The organism is Lederbergia galactosidilytica (assembly GCF_017873565.1).
Lineage (GTDB): Bacteria > Bacillota > Bacilli > Bacillales > Bacillaceae_C > Lederbergia > Lederbergia galactosidilytica.
In genome coordinates this window covers 40415-57363 of sequence record NZ_JAGGKH010000018.1, presented here as the reverse complement: position 1 = coordinate 57363, position 16949 = coordinate 40415, and the positions used below count along the sequence as shown (strand labels likewise).

Sequence of the window (16949 nt, the reverse complement as noted above, 5' to 3'; positions counted from 1 at the left end):
TGATTAAACCGATTCGACAAAATTGTAATAGATTTGAAATATAACTGTAATGGAAAAAATGCCTATTTGTCGAATGATGATGGTATAATGAGACCAAATATTATGTACCATCACTTTTATACTAGAAAAATACATCTATTGAGTCGGTATTTTCTTAAGAAAAGAGAATACATACCTTACATAATCTGAAAAATAGAGAGAGCAATCTATTATTCTATTAAAAAGAAAAATTTTAGGGAGTATAGGGAGAGAAAAATGAAAAAGAAACTATTATCTATCAGTTTATCGTCTATCATTGGGGCCAGTGTGTTGTTTTCCACCTTTTCTAGTTCTGCTGTATTTGCGAATGAAGAATTAGATCAAAAGATTGAGAAGAAAAGGGACGAAATCTCTGCTTTACAACAACAGGAAGAGGAAATGAAGGCCCTTGTTGGGAAGTTGGATGCTAAAGTAGAAGAAACAAATGCTAAAATTAAAGCTAGTGAGAAAGATGTTGCGAAGACAAAAGACGAGGCAAAAGCATTAGAGGAAAAAATTGCCGAAGTGAAGAAGAAAATTGAAGCACGCTATAAAATGCTTGAAAAACGTGCTCGCTCCATACAGCAAAGTGGTAATGGTGTAACAACATATATAGATGTTTTGTTAGGCGCTGAAAGTTTTGGTGATTTTGTTGATCGAACAGTTACTTTGGCAAAGATCGTCGACGCTGATAAAAGTATTTTGGAACAGCAGAAGGAAGATATCAAAACATTAGAAGATTCTGAAGCAAAGCTGAATGAAAAGTTAGATAAAATTAAAAAAGAGCTTAAAGAAATTGAAGGATTAAAGGAAGAACTTACATATCAGATCAATGATCAAAAGAGTATGTTGGCTACAACAAAACAGCAACAAAATAGTGCGAACGCAGATTTAGTCGATTTGGAAAATCAAAAATCGATTTGGTTAGACAAGGAGAAAGAAAAGCAACAGAAAGCAGAAGCACAAAAGCAAATTGCTAAAGAAACAACTGAAAATAATGAATCATCATCAGAAAAGAGTAATGAAAGTAAAGCAACTGCAACAACATCGACAACAACGACAGCATCTGTGAAAGAAGAGAAGGCTGCTACACCAACGACTCCTGTCTCTAAGCAGGGAGTAGGCGCAATCGAAACAGCGATCACTGTTGGCTCATCAATTGTTGGGAACTCTCCTTATAAATGGGGAGGAGGCCGTACAAGTGCTGATATCAAAAATCGATTATTCGATTGCTCCGCGTTTGTTCACTGGGCATATGCTTCAGCTGGAGTGAATCTTGGATGGTCAACAAGCGAGCTTGTGAATAATGGAAGAGCTGTAAGTGCCTCAGAAATGAAGCGAGGCGACCTCGTCTTCTTTGACACATACAAAACAAATGGCCATGTAGGTATTTACTTAGGTAATGGTACGTTTCTTAACGATAATTCATCACATGGTGTATCAATTGACTCCATGAACAATACTTATTGGAAAGGCGCTTTTAAAGGTGTTGTCCGTCGTGTGGTTGAATAAATAACAGATTGATAGAGGCAGGTTCAAGTGTGGTATCCAGTCGCACTTGAACCTGTCTTACTTTTTTATTTATAAATCGCTTATTTGGTGATGATGAAGCTAGATCTCTTTTTCTTGAATCCTTGACTGTAATATCCTTGGTAGCCATTGTATTTTCCTAACCCAGTTGATTAGAGGGGAAAGCATTCTCCTGAAGCGGAAAGCAATGTTGTCGGCTTTGATGCCAAAATCTCTATTATGAAATTTAATTCATTGCCTCACCAATTAGTTTAATCGAAGGAGCTAGGTGCCTTCAATGAGGATGATACTCATAGTGAGTTAGTAGAACAAAGCTAAAACGCCTATCATAGCCGGAATTTTTCGTAATACTCCCTAAAATTTTCTTTTCATCTGGTTAAAGCGATGTTTTTAGAGAAGCTATCATTTCATATATCAATAGTTGTGCTCGATAAATAGAAGATCATGTTATGATTTATCGTAATTTTTTTAAATTAGTATGGGCTATTTTCTAAGAATATGAAGGGGAATTTGCTATTTCTACAAAATATCCTTTGCAAAAAAGTGTTATTCCTCCAAAAAGTATTAAACTTTATGAGAAAAACCTTATGTTGACAAGGTTTTTGTTGTTCTAGAAGGAAATACAAAAAATGAATATTGCAGGAAAAATGAAAACGCTTTAAATTATGAATAAGCAAGGCACACCACGATTAAATCCGAATTGAAAGAATAAAAGGAGGGAGAAATGAAGCGAGTTTTGTCATAATATTGGAAGTATGTTACTAACAAAGCATTAGTATCTAAAACTTAATTAATGGAGGGGTCTTTATTGAGAAAATATACAAAATCTTTAAAGAGTTATCTCATTGTGGGAGTGATATTCACTTTACTATTCGTTGCCGGGTGTAGTAGTGGTAAAGAGACAAGTCAATCGGAAAAGCAAGGGGAGAAAGGAAATTCCGATTCAGAAAGAATGCAATTGGAGGTTTTCGTTCCTACTTTTACAACAGAACCGCCAAAACCAACTAGTCCAGTTATCGAAGCATTACAGGACTATACGGATACAGATATTAAGATGATCTGGGTTCCAAATAGTAATTTAGATGATAAATTTAATATCACGCTATCTTCTGGAGATTTACCGCATATTATGTATGTTCCTAGTAAATCACCTAGTTTTGTTAGTGCAGTGAGAGATGGAGCGTTTTGGGAACTTGGACCATATCTAAAAGATTATCCTAATTTGAGTCAAGCAAATGAAATTATCTTAAACAATAGTTCGGTTAATGGAGATATTTATGGTGTTTATCGAAGTCGTGATCTTGGTCGAAATGGTGTAATTATTCGTAAAGATTGGTTGGAAAATTTAGGTTTAGAGGAACCTAAAACGATTGATGATTTTTACAATATGCTGAAAGCGTTTAAAGAAGAGGATCCAGATGGAAATGGCAAAGACGATACGTATGGAATGGTTGTTTCTAAATATGAAGGTCCATGGGATGTTATGCAAACATGGTTCGGTGTTCCAAATAAATGGGGAGAAAATGCTAAAGGGGAATTAGAACCGGCTTTTTTACACGAAAATTATTTGCAAGCTCTTGACTTTTTTAAGAAATTATATGACGAGGGTCTTGTGAACGAAGATTTTGCTGTCATGGATCCAGCTCAATGGTCTGATCCAGTAGTTTCTGGTAAAGCTGGTGTCCAAGTCAATGTCGTAGATGAAGGACATCGAATTCAAGAAAAAATAATTGATGCTGATCCTGAAAATAAGGATCCAATCACAGTTATTGGCGCAGTAGAAGGCGAAACAGGGTTACACAATTTACCAACATCAGGTTATTCAGGTATGCTTGCCGTTTCTAAAACGAAAGTAAAAACAGAGGATGAATTGAAAAAGGTTTTAGAATTCTTGGATAAGTTAAATGATGAAGAGGCACAAATCCTCGCAGAGAACGGGATTGAAGGAAAACATTATGAGATTGTTGATGGAGAAATGGAGAACCTGACAAAGGATAATCCTGGATTACTTTCGGAACTAGATGGGCTCAACCAAATGTTAATGTATCTTCCTGAAGCGAAAAGTTTAACGCCTAAGACAACACCACTAAGAGAGTTAGAAGAGGAAGTCAAATTAGCCAATGAAGAAATTGTTGTTCCCAACCCAGCAGAGGCCTTTATTTCAGAGGTATATTCTAAAAAAGGAACGCAGTTAGATAACATTATCCAAGATGCACGTATTAAGTATATAGTTGGACAAATTGATGAATCAGGGTTGGATGAAGCGGTTGAATTATGGAAGAAATCTGGTGGAAATGATTATCTAGAAGAAATTAACAATCTATATAAAGAAACAAACAAATAATGGATAAAAGACGCAGGTGGTGAAGTCACCTCCTGCTTATATTTACAATCGGAAAACGGCAAATATAGCCTGAGGGGGGATTAAATGCAAAACGTAAATCTTGAACAAAGCCCAGGAATGAAACCGTTAATAACGCCAAAGAAAAAGAATGTAATTGCGCAAATCAAAAAGTTTAAATGGCTTTATATAATGTTATTGCCAGGCATTGTTTATTTTGTCGTCTTTAAGTATTTTCCTATGTGGGGTGTGTTAATTGCTTTCCAAGATTATTCCCCATTTTTAGGATTTACAGGAAGTACATGGGTAGGTTTTGAGCATTTTAAAGATTTCTTTATGAATCCTGATTTCACCCGTCTATTACGCAATACTTTCATACTAGCATTATATGATCTAGTATTTTACTTTCCGGCACCGATCATTTTATCTCTGCTATTGAATGAGATAAGAATCAACCTTTACAAGCGCGCTGTACAAACATTAGTCTATGTACCACATTTTATGTCATGGGTGATAATAGCAAGTATTAGTTATGTATTTTTAACAACAAGTGGTGGTGTTGTAAACTCCATTTTAGAGAATGTGTTAGGACATAAAATTGATTTTCTTTCCAGTCCAAGCTGGTTCCGCCCAATGATTATGGTGCAAATTATTTGGAAAGAAGTTGGTTGGGGGACTGTAATCTTTTTGGCAGCCCTTGCAAGTGTAGACCAAGAACAATATGAAGCTGCTATTGTCGATGGGGCTGGTCGTTTTCGGCGACTATGGCATGTCACCTTACCGGCTTTAAGAAGTACAATTGTCATTTTGCTTATTTTAAGATTAGGAAACTTTTTGGATACAGGATTTCAACAAATCTACTTAATGTCTAACTCATTAAACCGTGGTGTTGCAGATGTTTTTGATACATACGTCTATTTCGTTGGGATTACAGAAGGTGCTTTCAGTTATAGTACAGCAGTGGGGCTTTTTAAATCCGTAGTTGGAATTGTGCTGATCGTCGGAGCAGACCGACTCGCCAAAAAACTTGGTCAAGGTGGTTTATTTTAAATTCTATTAAGAAATTAGCTAGTAAAAGATTTTCATAGCATTACTTTGGGACTGGGGGCATGTGTGTTAGCCAGCTCCAGCGCTCTACACTTGCAAGCTTTCAAAGACAACTTTTGCGTAAGCAACAGGATGTTGGTCAACACATCGTGTCCATAGCTGTTTAATTTTATGGTCCAAGCTTGTACGTCGTTATACAGGCGTTAGCGCTTTTCTTAAGAATAGGAGGTTGATTCGATTGCATAAGATGCATAATACAACGGCCGGAAGAATCTTTGACGTTTTTAATTTTATTCTCTTAGGGATACTAGGTTTAGCTACAGTCGTACCCTTTCTTTATATTATTGCTGGGTCCTTTGCAACGGAATCCGAGTTAGCGACAAGGCCGTTTTTCATTATTCCCGAGACTTTTACGACACAAGCTTATCAATATATTTTTTCAACAGATTCAGTCGTTAGAAGTTTAGGTGTTTCTGTCTTCGTTACCATCGTGGGAACATTGATTAGTTTAATCTTAACCTTAACATTTGCCTATCCATTATCAAGAAAAGAAATGATGGGAAGAAATGTTATTTTAAACTTAATTTTGTTTTCTATGTTATTTAGTGGAGGAATGATTCCAACATATTTGCTTGTGAAGGGATTAGGTTTACTTGACTCTCTTTGGGCGTTAATTTTACCACTTGCGATTAACCCATTTTATGTCATTATTGTCAAAACATTTTTCCAGGAACTTCCGAAGGAGTTAGAGGATGCTTCTAAAATGGATGGTTGCTCTGAAATACAAACGTTTTGGCGCGTTATGTTACCATTGTCCAAACCAGTTATTGCTACATTTACTTTGTTTTATGCGGTATTTTATTGGAATGACTTTTTCCAAGCACTTTTATATATAACAGATACAACAAAGTGGCCAATTCAATTATTATTGCAACAATTGGTTATGGTGGCGAATGTAGGGATTGGAGATATGAGTGAAGCAACATTATATGAACCGCCTGAAGAATCGATCAAATTAGCGGTTATTGTGATTGCGACTGTTCCCATTCTTTTATTTTATCCATTCTTACAAAAGCATTTTGCTAAAGGAGTTATGCTAGGATCAGTAAAAGGATAAAGGAAAACTTACTATGTACCGAATTAAGATTATTTAAATATTTTAGTGAATTTTGTCATCCCTTGTTTTACAATAAAGATAGATAGTCTAACTGACTTGTATGTCATAAACAAGGGTTGGGGAAGGTTTGATTAGAAAAATAAAACTATTGAGCAGTAAAAAGGGGATAAGTTGGCGGAGTCGATATTTTCGTGGGAATTTCATCTTAATCTTATTTATTGCTTCCTTTCCTGGAATTATTTTAGGTTTTTGTTTGTATTCATTCGGAATTGGTAAAGTGGAGAAGGAATTAACAGGGGCCCATGAAGATCAAATCGTGGATCGAGCAATAAATATTTCTGATCAATTAGAATATCTGGAAATCTCAATGTCGCATTGGGCGTTTGATCCACGCTTTGATTATTCATTAATGGATATCAACTTCGTTAAAGATTTTTTAGAAACTAGAGACATTAGTAAGAAGTTATTAATTTTACAAGGGAGCAACCCATTAATTGACAAGGTTGAATTGTACTTAGATCACGAGCAACCTTTGTTATTCAATCCGAATTACAATATTATCCAAGAGCAAAAAGAAAAACTATTTTATCATTCCATTGTTGAAACAACTCAATCGATTCAATGGAATCGACTTCAGAAACCAAGTGATGAAAATGACGGGGCACAGTTAATACTATCCCATCACATTCCGGGGGTAAGCCGACCGGCATTCGGGGCAATTATATTAACGATTGATGAGCATAAACTACTGCAATTATTAGAAACACTAACACCTTATAATGAAGGCGTCACTATTTTATTGGATGATGATCGCGAAATTTTAGCGTCTTCCAACACGAATAAGTCATCTGAATTTGTGCGTAATTTAAAAGATATGGCTCTGGAACAAGGAGCAAAAAAAGGTTCGTTCTCTTTAGAGTGGGAGAAGGAAAAATACTCAGTCTCATTTGGTACGATGAAAAGAATTAGCGGAGAGTGGTTGTATATTTCTGCTGCCCCAATTTCGTCAATTACTTCTCCAATCGTTTTTATCTCTAATCTTATTTTAGTTGTAAGTTTTTCAGGATTGATTTTAGCCATTATTATGACTTGGTTTGCATCCATTCGAATTTATAATCCATTAAAAAAATTAATGACAGCGTTCACAGTGGGTGAAGCGGCTGTCAGTATAGACCATAGCCAGAATGAATTTGACATCATTAAAGAAAACTGGATTAAGGTTACGACTGAAAGTGAAAAACTTCAACAACGTCTTTCAACACATATCCCTCAATTAAAAGAGAGCTTCCTGTTACAACTAAGAAATGGTTATTTATATGATTACTCAGAGCAAGAGCTACGTGCCCGAATGGAAAACTATGGATGGAAGCTTCATGAGCAACAATACTTATTAATTGATATACAATTAACGGGTATGTATCAATCTGAATTAAAGGGATTAGAAAAAGATGATAGTCTAATTACGTTTACAGCTATGAATATTGTTGAGGAGTATGTGAAAGATTATTTTGAACAAAGTACGGTTGTCAATTATCACAATTTATCTGTAGGTGTTTTCATTGTGGCTCCTATACATACAAATTTAAATCTGCAACTGAATAGTTTTGCACAAGATGTTACGAATATGATTAATGATATTTTAAAATTAAACGTGACCATCACAATCAGTGAAACAATTAAAGAAGTGAAAAAAATCCCTTATTTATTTGAAAATGTCATGATAGGTAGACAATACCGAAGCTTTGAAAATAGTAATCAAATGATAAATTTACAAAATTGGAATAAAGATGGAAAGCGCTTTAAGGTAGTCTATCCGTTTGAAACAGAGCGAGAAGTAGTTCAAGCGATTAGAAGAGGACAGATGGAGGAAACGGAACAGTTAATTCGGAAATTCTTAAATGAATTAAAGGAAAATGGTATTCAAGAAATTAATATCCAACCAGGGATGTTGCAATTATTTAGTATGATTCAACATGAAATTCTCCATTCTGGTATCCATCCAAATGAGTTGTTTGAAGGAAGAAATATGTTTGATGAACTATCACAAATTAGGGAGCCGGAATGGATGGTCAAATGGATTATTGATGAAGTTATTGCCCCTTATATCCAGTTATTGGAGGGACAGTTGGATATAGAAATGAAACGTCATATTGAGATGGTTGTTGAGTATATTAATGAACACTATAGGGAGGAAATCTCATTAGAGAGCTGTGCTGATGTTGCCGGAACGACTCCTTATACATTAAGCAAATCATTTAAAAAGATACTAAATATTAATTTTATCGATTATGTTACAGAACTTCGGATGAATAAGGCTAAGGAATTGTTGTTAAATACGAATATGAAAATTAATGAAATATCTGAGTGTGTCGGCTATCGACATAGTTATTTTAATCGGATCTTTAAAAAACAAGTAGGTGTTCCACCAAGTCAATTTAGAAAAATGAAAGCAACAAAATAGTTCTATGATTTTTCGTATATGCGTAGGATAAAGAATATTTGAACTTAGCAATGAGTTAAAACGGTAAGGAGTTGTGGATAATGAACATTTCCATCCAGGAACAGTTTCTTCATCCATCTGAGGAATTTACACCAATCCCTTTTTGGTTCTGGAATGACGAGCTCTCAGCAGAAAAGATTTGTAGACAGATCTATGATTTTCATGAAAAAGGAGTGAATGGCTTTGTTCTTCATCCAAGAATGGGAATCCCTAAAGAAATCGAATATTTATCAGATGAATTTATGACCTTTGTAGAAATCGCCGTGCAAGAAGCTAAGAAATTAGGTATGTCTGTTATTTTGTATGATGAGGCTATGTATCCTTCAGGATCGGCAAACGGTAAGGTTGTAAGAGAAAATCCCGAATATGCAAGTCGTGGTTTGAAAATGAACGAGTACCTTTGTGAGCCTGGGACTCATAACATTGTTTTAGATTTAGTGAAAAAAAATGAAAACGTTGTTTCTGTGCAAGCGATTAAAAAACAATCGGAGTCCATTATTTGTGATCATGAAACTCGGTTGCTTGAATTAAAAGATGGGAAAGTTCAATTTACTCCGCCAGATGATGGTAATTGGTCTATTTTAGTTTTTGTTGAAACATTTTCTCGTGGAACAATTCGTGGCATTCATTTCGGAGAAGATGATGGGGAAGAGAATGCGCCAGCTTCCACTGATTTATTAAATCCAGCTGCCGTCCAGAAATTTATTCAACTGACACATGATACTTACTATGAAAGATTGGAACCATACTTTGGCAATACAATTATTGCGATGTTTACGGATGAACCAGATATATTAGGCAGGGGCTCGCTAAGAGGACTAAAACCATGGACGAATCAATTTCTAGATTTTTATAAAAGAAATGGAAATGAAGAAGTGGACTTGCCTTTGCTATGGTTTGAAGGGAGCGAACGAACAGCTTTTGTTAGAAAACAATATCGGAAAACCGTGAATGCGAAAATGACGGAGTCTTATTATCAGCCAATTAGTAGCTGGTGTAGTGATCATGATATTGCATTAACTGGTCATCCGGCGGCCAGTGATGATATAGGTTTATTAGAACACTTTCAAATACCTGGTCAAGATGTGGTTTGGCGTTGGGTTGCGCCTGAAGATGGGAAAGCTGTAGGGGGGCATCATTCCACAGCGGGAAAATGCTCTGCAGATGCTGCTAGACACCGCGGGCGGCGCAGAAATCTCAATGAGTTTCTTGGTGTATGCAGTAAAGAAAGCGATTGGGCTTTAAGTCCGGGCGACATGAAATGGTATATGGATTGGTTACTTGTAAGAGGAGTGAATCTTTTATGTCCACATGCTTTCTATTATTCGATTGATGGAAAGAGACGAAGTCATGAGAGACCACCTGATGTAGGCCCCAATAATAGTTGGTGGCCGTATTATAAACAATTTGCGCAATATATGAAGCGTTTAAGCTGGCTAATGACTGATAGTACGAATGAAACATCAATTGCGGTTCTATGTGAGGAAGATTTTCTCCCTTGGAAAATCGTGAAACCTTTGTATGAAAATCAAATTGAATTTAATTATTTGGAAGAATCGCTTTTACAATCTTCCTGCTTAATCGAAGATGGGGTTATTCGGATTGCTAACCAAAAATATGAAGTAGTCGTTATTGAAGCTAGTCATCATATCGAAAAACCGGTTATACAGGCATTAGAGGAATTTATATTAAATGGTGGGAAAGTTATTATTTGGAATGAGAAAGAAACTCCTTTAGTCATTATGAAAGCTACTTATATTCAGAAACCTGAAGAAATTTTGGAGGCAATTCCACTATCCAATCGTAATGAGTTTCATTTAATCCCAAGTGATCCATCAATAAGACTTAGTAAAATTCGGAAGGAACATTATACCTTCTATTTGCTCGTAAATGAAGGGGAAGAGGATTACGAGGGACAAATTTGTTTGAAGGAAACAGGAAAAGTTGAAAAATGGGATCCGTGGAAGGCCACGATAAAGAAATGTCCAGTGTATGAAGATGGCATGTTACCTATTTCTCTTGCACGTAGATCATCGATTGTCTATTCTGTTGATCCTAATCAAGAATCATTTATAGAAATAGAAGAATCATTCGAACTACGGAAAAAGAAAATAACAGTAAATGAAGCATGGCAAACCAATCAGATTCCAGTTCCAGTGAATGATGAACTTCTTCAACCATGGAATGAGTGGGAAGGCATGAGGTATTTTTCTGGAACGATTATCTATGAAAATAGCTTCGAATTAGATGATTTGGATACTATTAAGCAATTAACGATTGACCTAGGTGAAGTATACGAAATTGCTAAGTTATCTCTCAATCAGAAGGAAATAGGGGTGGAATTGTGGGCACCTTATGAATTTAAGATTGATCCCGCCTTTTTAAAGAGTGGCCGCAATATTATCCAAGTAGAAGTGACCAATAGTATGGCGAATCACATGGACCAAGTCTCACTTAGATCAGGCTTGGTTGGTCCAGTAGAAATTGAACTTGAAACAGAGTCGTTAAATAAAATCGGGTATTCGGATTATCGCGTAGAAAATATGAAATGATCAGTCATCCTAATGAACGGAATATGTAAGACCAACGAGGAGCAAAAAGGGCTACTGAAGTTGGAAAGCGAGCAGGTTGCGCTTTCCAGGACCTTGCGATCTCCTGAGAGAGTTTTCGTATATGCAGGCTGCTTTTTCGATCAAAAAAACAATAAAATTTTGCTAATGATATAGTTATTCGGCTCTTAGCAAAAGCCTTGATGAGCCATTAGGAGCTGCATCATAGATTAATTTCGCGCAGTCTGGCGGCAAGCCTAAAGAGCAATCTTTTGTGCTTCGCCAGCACTACTTTCTTACTGCTTAACACCTGCATAAAACACAACCTGGAGCAAGGGCGGAAAGGGAGCATATTCATTTGCGATATCCGTCCCATACTATTTTCGATCACCGATAAAAACAAGCATGATGAATCAATCTCCGCAAAGCAAATTGCTAAGAATCGAAGATAGTTTAGTTGGTTAGCTTCATAACTTCTGAAGACGGTGAAAAAGATCTTCTGGAGGCACCCCCGTTTATAACTGGAAGAAAGGAGGGATAGCTTTTGTTTGAAAACAAACTTTTTAACAACTTTTATCAATTTGGTGAGACCGTGTTACTTTTGCTTTATGTGAATGCACTCTGGATCTGTTTTACATTACTCGGATTGATCATTTTTGGTTTGGGACCGAGTACAGTAGCGATGTACACTATTTTTCGTCATTGGGCGATGGGGAGGGATGATCTACCTGTTTTTAAAACATTTTGGGAAACCTTTAAAAGTGAATTTTTGAAGGCGAATATCTTAGGGGTTATTCTCCTCATGATCGCTTATATGCTTTATGTCAACTGGAACTTTTTAGAGTTAGATGGGGAATGGATCACCGCTTTTAGTCAGTTTATTCTATTGGTGGCGACCGTTATCTATGGGGTCATGTTAATTTATATTTTTCCCATCTATGTTCAATATGAAAATAAACTTTTTGTTTATTTTAAAAATGCAATTTTGATGGCTCTTTACCAACCATTCCGCACGCTTTATGCGATTGCAGCCTGTTTGACACTGTATTATATATTTTTCATACTACCGGTATTTATTTTCTTGATGGGTGCGAGTTTATCAAGTTTCGTTTTAATGTGGATTACCTATCGAACATTTATGAGATTAGAATATAAACAAGCTAAACTACAAGAAAAACAGGCATAATATGAGGAGTGTTGTGAATTGGAGAAGAGGAAAATCAATGTTTATTTAGCTGGAGATTCAACGGTTCAAACTTATGACTCTAGTAGAGCCCCACAGGCTGGTTGGGGGCAATGTATTTCAAAGTATTTTATAGATGATGTCCAATTTTTCAACCATGCGATAGGTGGTAGAAGCTCGAAAACATTTATTACAGAGGGTAGATTAGCAGAGATAGAAAAACAATTGAAGAAGGATGATTATCTTTTCATCCAAATGGGGCATAATGACTCTTCGAAATCACGGCCTGAACGCTATACAGAGCCTTATGAGGATTATAAGGATTATTTAATACAATATATTCAAATAGCTCGTGATCGCAAGGCGATTCCAATTTTAATCACACCTGTAGCAAGACTCCATTATATTCGTAGGGAATTTCTCGCCGATTTCGGTGATTATTGCAATGCGATGAAAGAAGTTGCGGAAGAAAATGATGTGCTGCTGTTTGATTTAATGCAAGAGAGCATTAAAAAATTCTCATCACTTGGATATGATGAAATTTTCTCCTATTTTATGATTGCAGTAAATGAAACGGATTGCACCCATTTCACGGAAAAGGGTGCTAATGAAATTGCCAAGTTAGTGAGTCAAGGAATCAATGATTTAAGTATCGAACTTTCCAATTATGTGAAAGGAGAATAATTATGGGTATTGAAGGAGGAGTAAGAAAAACGAAGCAACCTTTTCTAATAGGAGAGATTGATATTTCTGCTTCCGGGAAAAATACAAAAATGTATGTTGGAGATTTAACCGGAAATGGCAAAATGGATATTTTAATGGTCCAGCCAGATGGGGGAATTGATGACCGTTATATCCCTCACCAAATCCAATCGATGACTGCTTTTAATTTGGAAGGGGAAGTATTATGGCAAAAGGGAAATCCAGTTGATAATCCCGGTGGTCCTGGTTCAGATTATCCTGTTCAAATTTACGATATTGATGGGGATGGGGAAAATGAAGTTCTATGTGTGATGCATAAGAAGTTTTATATTTTAGAAGGTGCGACAGGAAAGATAAAGAAAATGCATGACCTACCAGCTGAATATGCTCATGATTGTATCATTATTGCCAATCTGACGGGAGGAAAATTTCCTCAAGATATCATTTTGAAGGATCGCTATCAACAACTATGGGCAATGAATAAAGATTTCCAATTGTTATGGACGTATAAAGGCAATGTTGGTCATTTTCCTTGGGTTTTTGATTTTGATGGAGATGGTCGGGATGAGGTAATGGCTGGTTATGATTTTTTAAATGCGGACGGAGAAAAAATATGGTCCTGTGCCAATTTGGCAGACCATGCTGATTGTATATGGGTAGGAAAAGTAAATCCCGCAATATCTAATGATCATCAGATTGTTATTGGTGGTAGTGTGACTGTGATGTATGACTACTCTGGGAAAGAGTTGTGGCGATATAAAGGGTCGGTTGAATCACAGCATGTTAGTTTAGGAAAATTTCGAGACGATTTACCCGGATTGCAAATAGCTGGACTTGATCGGATTATACGTGGTAACGAAATGGGAAAAGATGGTTTATTTCTATTAGATTCAAATGGAAAAGAAATTTGGAAAGAAGATCGTCAAACAAAAGGATGGCTCACCATTATTGAAACGATGAGGGATTGGGATGATCACGAATTAGATTATATTTTGGCTTATAGGAGGGGAGGAGGAGTTAATCCGACTTTATATGATGGGTTTATGAATCCTATTGTACAATTTCCCGAAGATGGATATGTCGTCCATGCTGACTTATTTGGGAGTGGATATGTGAATGTAGTGATCTATCATGATAATTATGCCTATATTTATGGAAGTAAACCATCCAATCTATCGATAGCAAATGAGAAGGCATTGGCACAGGAAAAACGGCTTTATTCCGTGACGCTGTACCCTGGAGGGGAATATTGAAAAAATAATGAATGATGTTTTATATAAAGTCTTCCAGATCTGGGGGACTTTAACTCTATCATCTTTAGCGACTTGCTCTCTAGTAAGATTTTCAAATGTCTTCATCTCATTGTTTTTAGGGGAGATGATATGAAAAGAGGTATCAACTCCTTCATCAAAAGAAATAGAAAAAAGCGAATATCCATAATGTTGCATGATCATAGTAATTGGTTTGAAAGTATTTTCCGTTGATAATATTTTTTAAACATGCTATTATATGGAGCAAATATATAGCCTTTAAACCGGTCCCGAGAGGCCGAAAAGGACGAATATATAGATGTGTTTCTATATATCTATGTTTTTATGCCCTTTTGTCCTCTGTGATAAAAGGGTATTTATTTTGCTTATTTGAGACAAGTTTAATCTCTTTTAAACAACGTCCTGTGAGGCTTGAAAAGAGAATGGAGATGTTTATTTGAATCATCATCAAAGACCATTCCTTCAAACCAACGAGAAAATTTTGCCAACATAAACAAACACTGAAGGGTGGAAAAGCTACATGAATTATCAACGGAAAACAGTAGTCGCCTCTATGGCTGGTTTAACACTGGAAGGCATGGATATAATGTTTATTTCATTTGCCATGTCCATGATCGTCGCGGAGTTCCATATTGATTTAGCAACAGGTGGATTTATTTCATCGATTACGAATATTGGCATGCTGCTTGGAGGAATTATCTTCGGGATTTTGGCAGATAAGTTTGGTCGCGTTCGAATCTTTACGTATACTGTATTTTTGTTTGCGATTGGAACAGCTTTAACGGGATTGGCTACGAATATTGAACAAATTTATATATTTCGTTTCATTGCTGGCATTGGTGCAGGTGGTGAATATGGTATCGGAATGGCTCTCGTCGCAGAGGCGTGGCCCAAAAACAAGCAAGGAAGGGTTTCTTCTTACGTAAGTGTTGGAGCACAAATTGGTGTTATTCTCGCGGCGCTATTAAGTGCGATGATTCTTCCGATTCTAGGGTGGAGGGCATTATTCTTTGTGGGCATAATTCCAGTAGTTTTTGCCTTTATTGTTCGAAAGAATCTAAAAGAATCACCAGAATGGTTAGCTTCACAACAGGAGGACGAGACCAGCCTGAAACAAAAAGAAGGGAAGTTACGTGAGCTGTTTCGTACACCAAGAACAACGCTCACCACCCTGGCCCTTGCCATTATGGCGACTGTTCAAATAGCGGGATATAATGGGCTGATGATTTGGTTGCCATCCATGTTGCAAAAATCACAAGGATTATCTGTATCAAGCTCAGCATTATGGACGATTAGCACGGCTATTGGCATGATTATTGGTATGTTGACTTTTGGGCAATTTATGGATCGATTAGGTGCCAAACGGTCCTTTGGAATTTTTCTACTTGCATCCGCAAGTGCAGTCTTTTTATACTCTTTTGCAACGGGAAGTGCTGGCGTATTAATTGGCGGTGCGATCGTTGGCTTTTTCTCAAATGGGATGTTTGCTGGGTATGGCGCCTTGATTAGCCGCTATTATCCTGTTCATATTCGAAGTACGGCAACAAACACGATTTTTAACTTCGGTAGAGCCTTAGGCGGATTTTCACCGATCCTAGTTGGCTACCTCTTGCAAAACTATAATATGATGACAGCCATGATCTACCTAGCTGCTCTATATATTATCTCCTTTATCGTTATGTTAAGTTTGAAACAAAGGGCATCGTCTTCAACGGAAGTGGCTGTGATGTAACAGTTCTTATTAGTGGTTCTGTATTAATTAGGATATTTCCCAGGATAATATCTGTTTCTCATTTTCGAAAGTTTGGACAGTGTAGAATTGCTGTTGGGAAAATGAGTAGAAGAAAAGTAGATAGTTTACTTTTCTTCTACTTGTATCATGATTTTAGTCACGTAATTTTCTTCACCACTAACACTTACTTCATCCATTACATACTCCTCAAAGCTATCACCACAAATGGAATAACCATTCTCATTCAAATACGCATTTATTTCTTCATACGTATCTTGAATTGTCATATAGCTCCCCTTATGATAGGCAATTACATATTTTCCGGCTTTTTTAATAAAGGGTTCTTCAACCATAAGTTGATCTACACGCATATAAAAATGCGAATAATTCCAATAATCGGCAGCCTCTATTTGTTTCTGACGAATTAACCCACCAATAGGATAACCGATATCCATTTCTTCTTGTTTTGTATATTTAATAAATGCCATTATCGATTTTGTGAATTCTTTATCTGAGCAATTTAAAATATTTTCACTTAAAATATAATTTTCTTCTCCTAATTCTTCAATTAATAAACGATCAAAATCCAACTTTAATGCCGCCTCTATTTGTTTTTTCTTATGTTGAATGATTTGTTGAGTACGCTGCATTTTTGCAATTTTTATCTTCATTGCTTCTTCTTTTTCCGCTAATAATTCGATGGTTTCCTTAGGGCTTTTGAGATGTAAAAAGTCCTTAATTTCCGCTAAAGACATACCAATTTCCTTTAACATCTCAATCACGCTAAAAACTTCCGTTTGTTGAACGGAATAATAGCGATACCCTTTTTCATCTTTATGCTCTGGTTTTAATAGACCAATATCATCATAATGAAAAAATGTTTGTTTTTTTACACCACATAAATCAGCAAATTCTCCGGTCGTAAATAATTTTTTTGTAGTCTCCAATTTTCCACCTCT

General features: G+C 36.3%; 11 protein-coding genes. 10 read left to right on the top strand and 1 reads right to left on the bottom strand.

The window, feature by feature from the left end:
• Positions 1-255: 255 nt before the first annotated feature.
• From J2Z23_RS17195 to J2Z23_RS17150, 10 genes are all read left to right on the top strand, one after another.
• Positions 256-1530 (top strand): coiled-coil domain-containing protein, encoded by a 1275-nt coding sequence (locus J2Z23_RS17195; RefSeq protein WP_057987893.1) that lies wholly within the window; start codon positions 256-258, stop codon positions 1528-1530.
• Between the two features lie 826 nt (positions 1531-2356).
• Positions 2357-3892, top strand: a complete 1536-nt coding sequence (locus tag J2Z23_RS17190) for an extracellular solute-binding protein (RefSeq protein ID WP_057987895.1) — start codon at positions 2357-2359, stop codon at positions 3890-3892.
• A 117-nt stretch (positions 3893-4009) separates the two neighbouring features.
• Positions 4010-4939, top strand: coding sequence for an ABC transporter permease (locus J2Z23_RS17185; protein ID WP_238482834.1), 930 nt, complete (start codon positions 4010-4012; stop codon positions 4937-4939).
• Between the two features lie 226 nt (positions 4940-5165).
• On the top strand, positions 5166-6053 hold the full coding sequence (locus J2Z23_RS17180) for a carbohydrate ABC transporter permease (protein ID WP_238456130.1): 888 nt from the start codon (positions 5166-5168) through the stop codon (positions 6051-6053).
• Between the two features lie 127 nt (positions 6054-6180).
• Positions 6181-8514, top strand: a complete 2334-nt coding sequence (locus J2Z23_RS17175) for an AraC family transcriptional regulator (protein WP_057987900.1) — start codon at positions 6181-6183, stop codon at positions 8512-8514.
• A gap of 80 nt (positions 8515-8594) precedes the next feature.
• Positions 8595-11105, top strand: coding sequence for a glycosyl hydrolase (locus J2Z23_RS17170; protein ID WP_209974672.1), 2511 nt, complete (start codon positions 8595-8597; stop codon positions 11103-11105).
• 541 nt (positions 11106-11646) lie between these two features.
• Positions 11647-12288, top strand: coding sequence for a YesL family protein (locus J2Z23_RS17165; RefSeq protein ID WP_209974670.1), 642 nt, complete (start codon positions 11647-11649; stop codon positions 12286-12288).
• 18 nt (positions 12289-12306) lie between these two features.
• Complete coding sequence (locus tag J2Z23_RS17160; protein ID WP_209974668.1) at positions 12307-12969, top strand: rhamnogalacturonan acetylesterase; 663 nt, start codon at positions 12307-12309, stop codon at positions 12967-12969.
• A 2-nt stretch (positions 12970-12971) separates the two neighbouring features.
• Positions 12972-14240 carry a hypothetical protein gene (locus J2Z23_RS17155; protein WP_057987908.1) on the top strand — a complete coding sequence of 423 codons (1269 nt, stop codon included), beginning with the start codon at positions 12972-12974 and terminating at the stop codon, positions 14238-14240.
• A 538-nt stretch (positions 14241-14778) separates the two neighbouring features.
• On the top strand, positions 14779-15990 hold the full coding sequence (locus J2Z23_RS17150) for an MFS transporter (RefSeq protein WP_057987910.1): 1212 nt from the start codon (positions 14779-14781) through the stop codon (positions 15988-15990).
• 125 nt (positions 15991-16115) lie between these two features.
• Here the strand turns inward: J2Z23_RS17150 and J2Z23_RS17145 are convergent, their stop codons facing one another.
• Positions 16116-16937 carry a MerR family transcriptional regulator gene (locus J2Z23_RS17145; protein WP_209974666.1) on the bottom strand — a complete coding sequence of 274 codons (822 nt, stop codon included), beginning with the start codon at positions 16935-16937 and terminating at the stop codon, positions 16116-16118.
• Between the last annotated feature and the right edge of the window lie 12 nt (positions 16938-16949).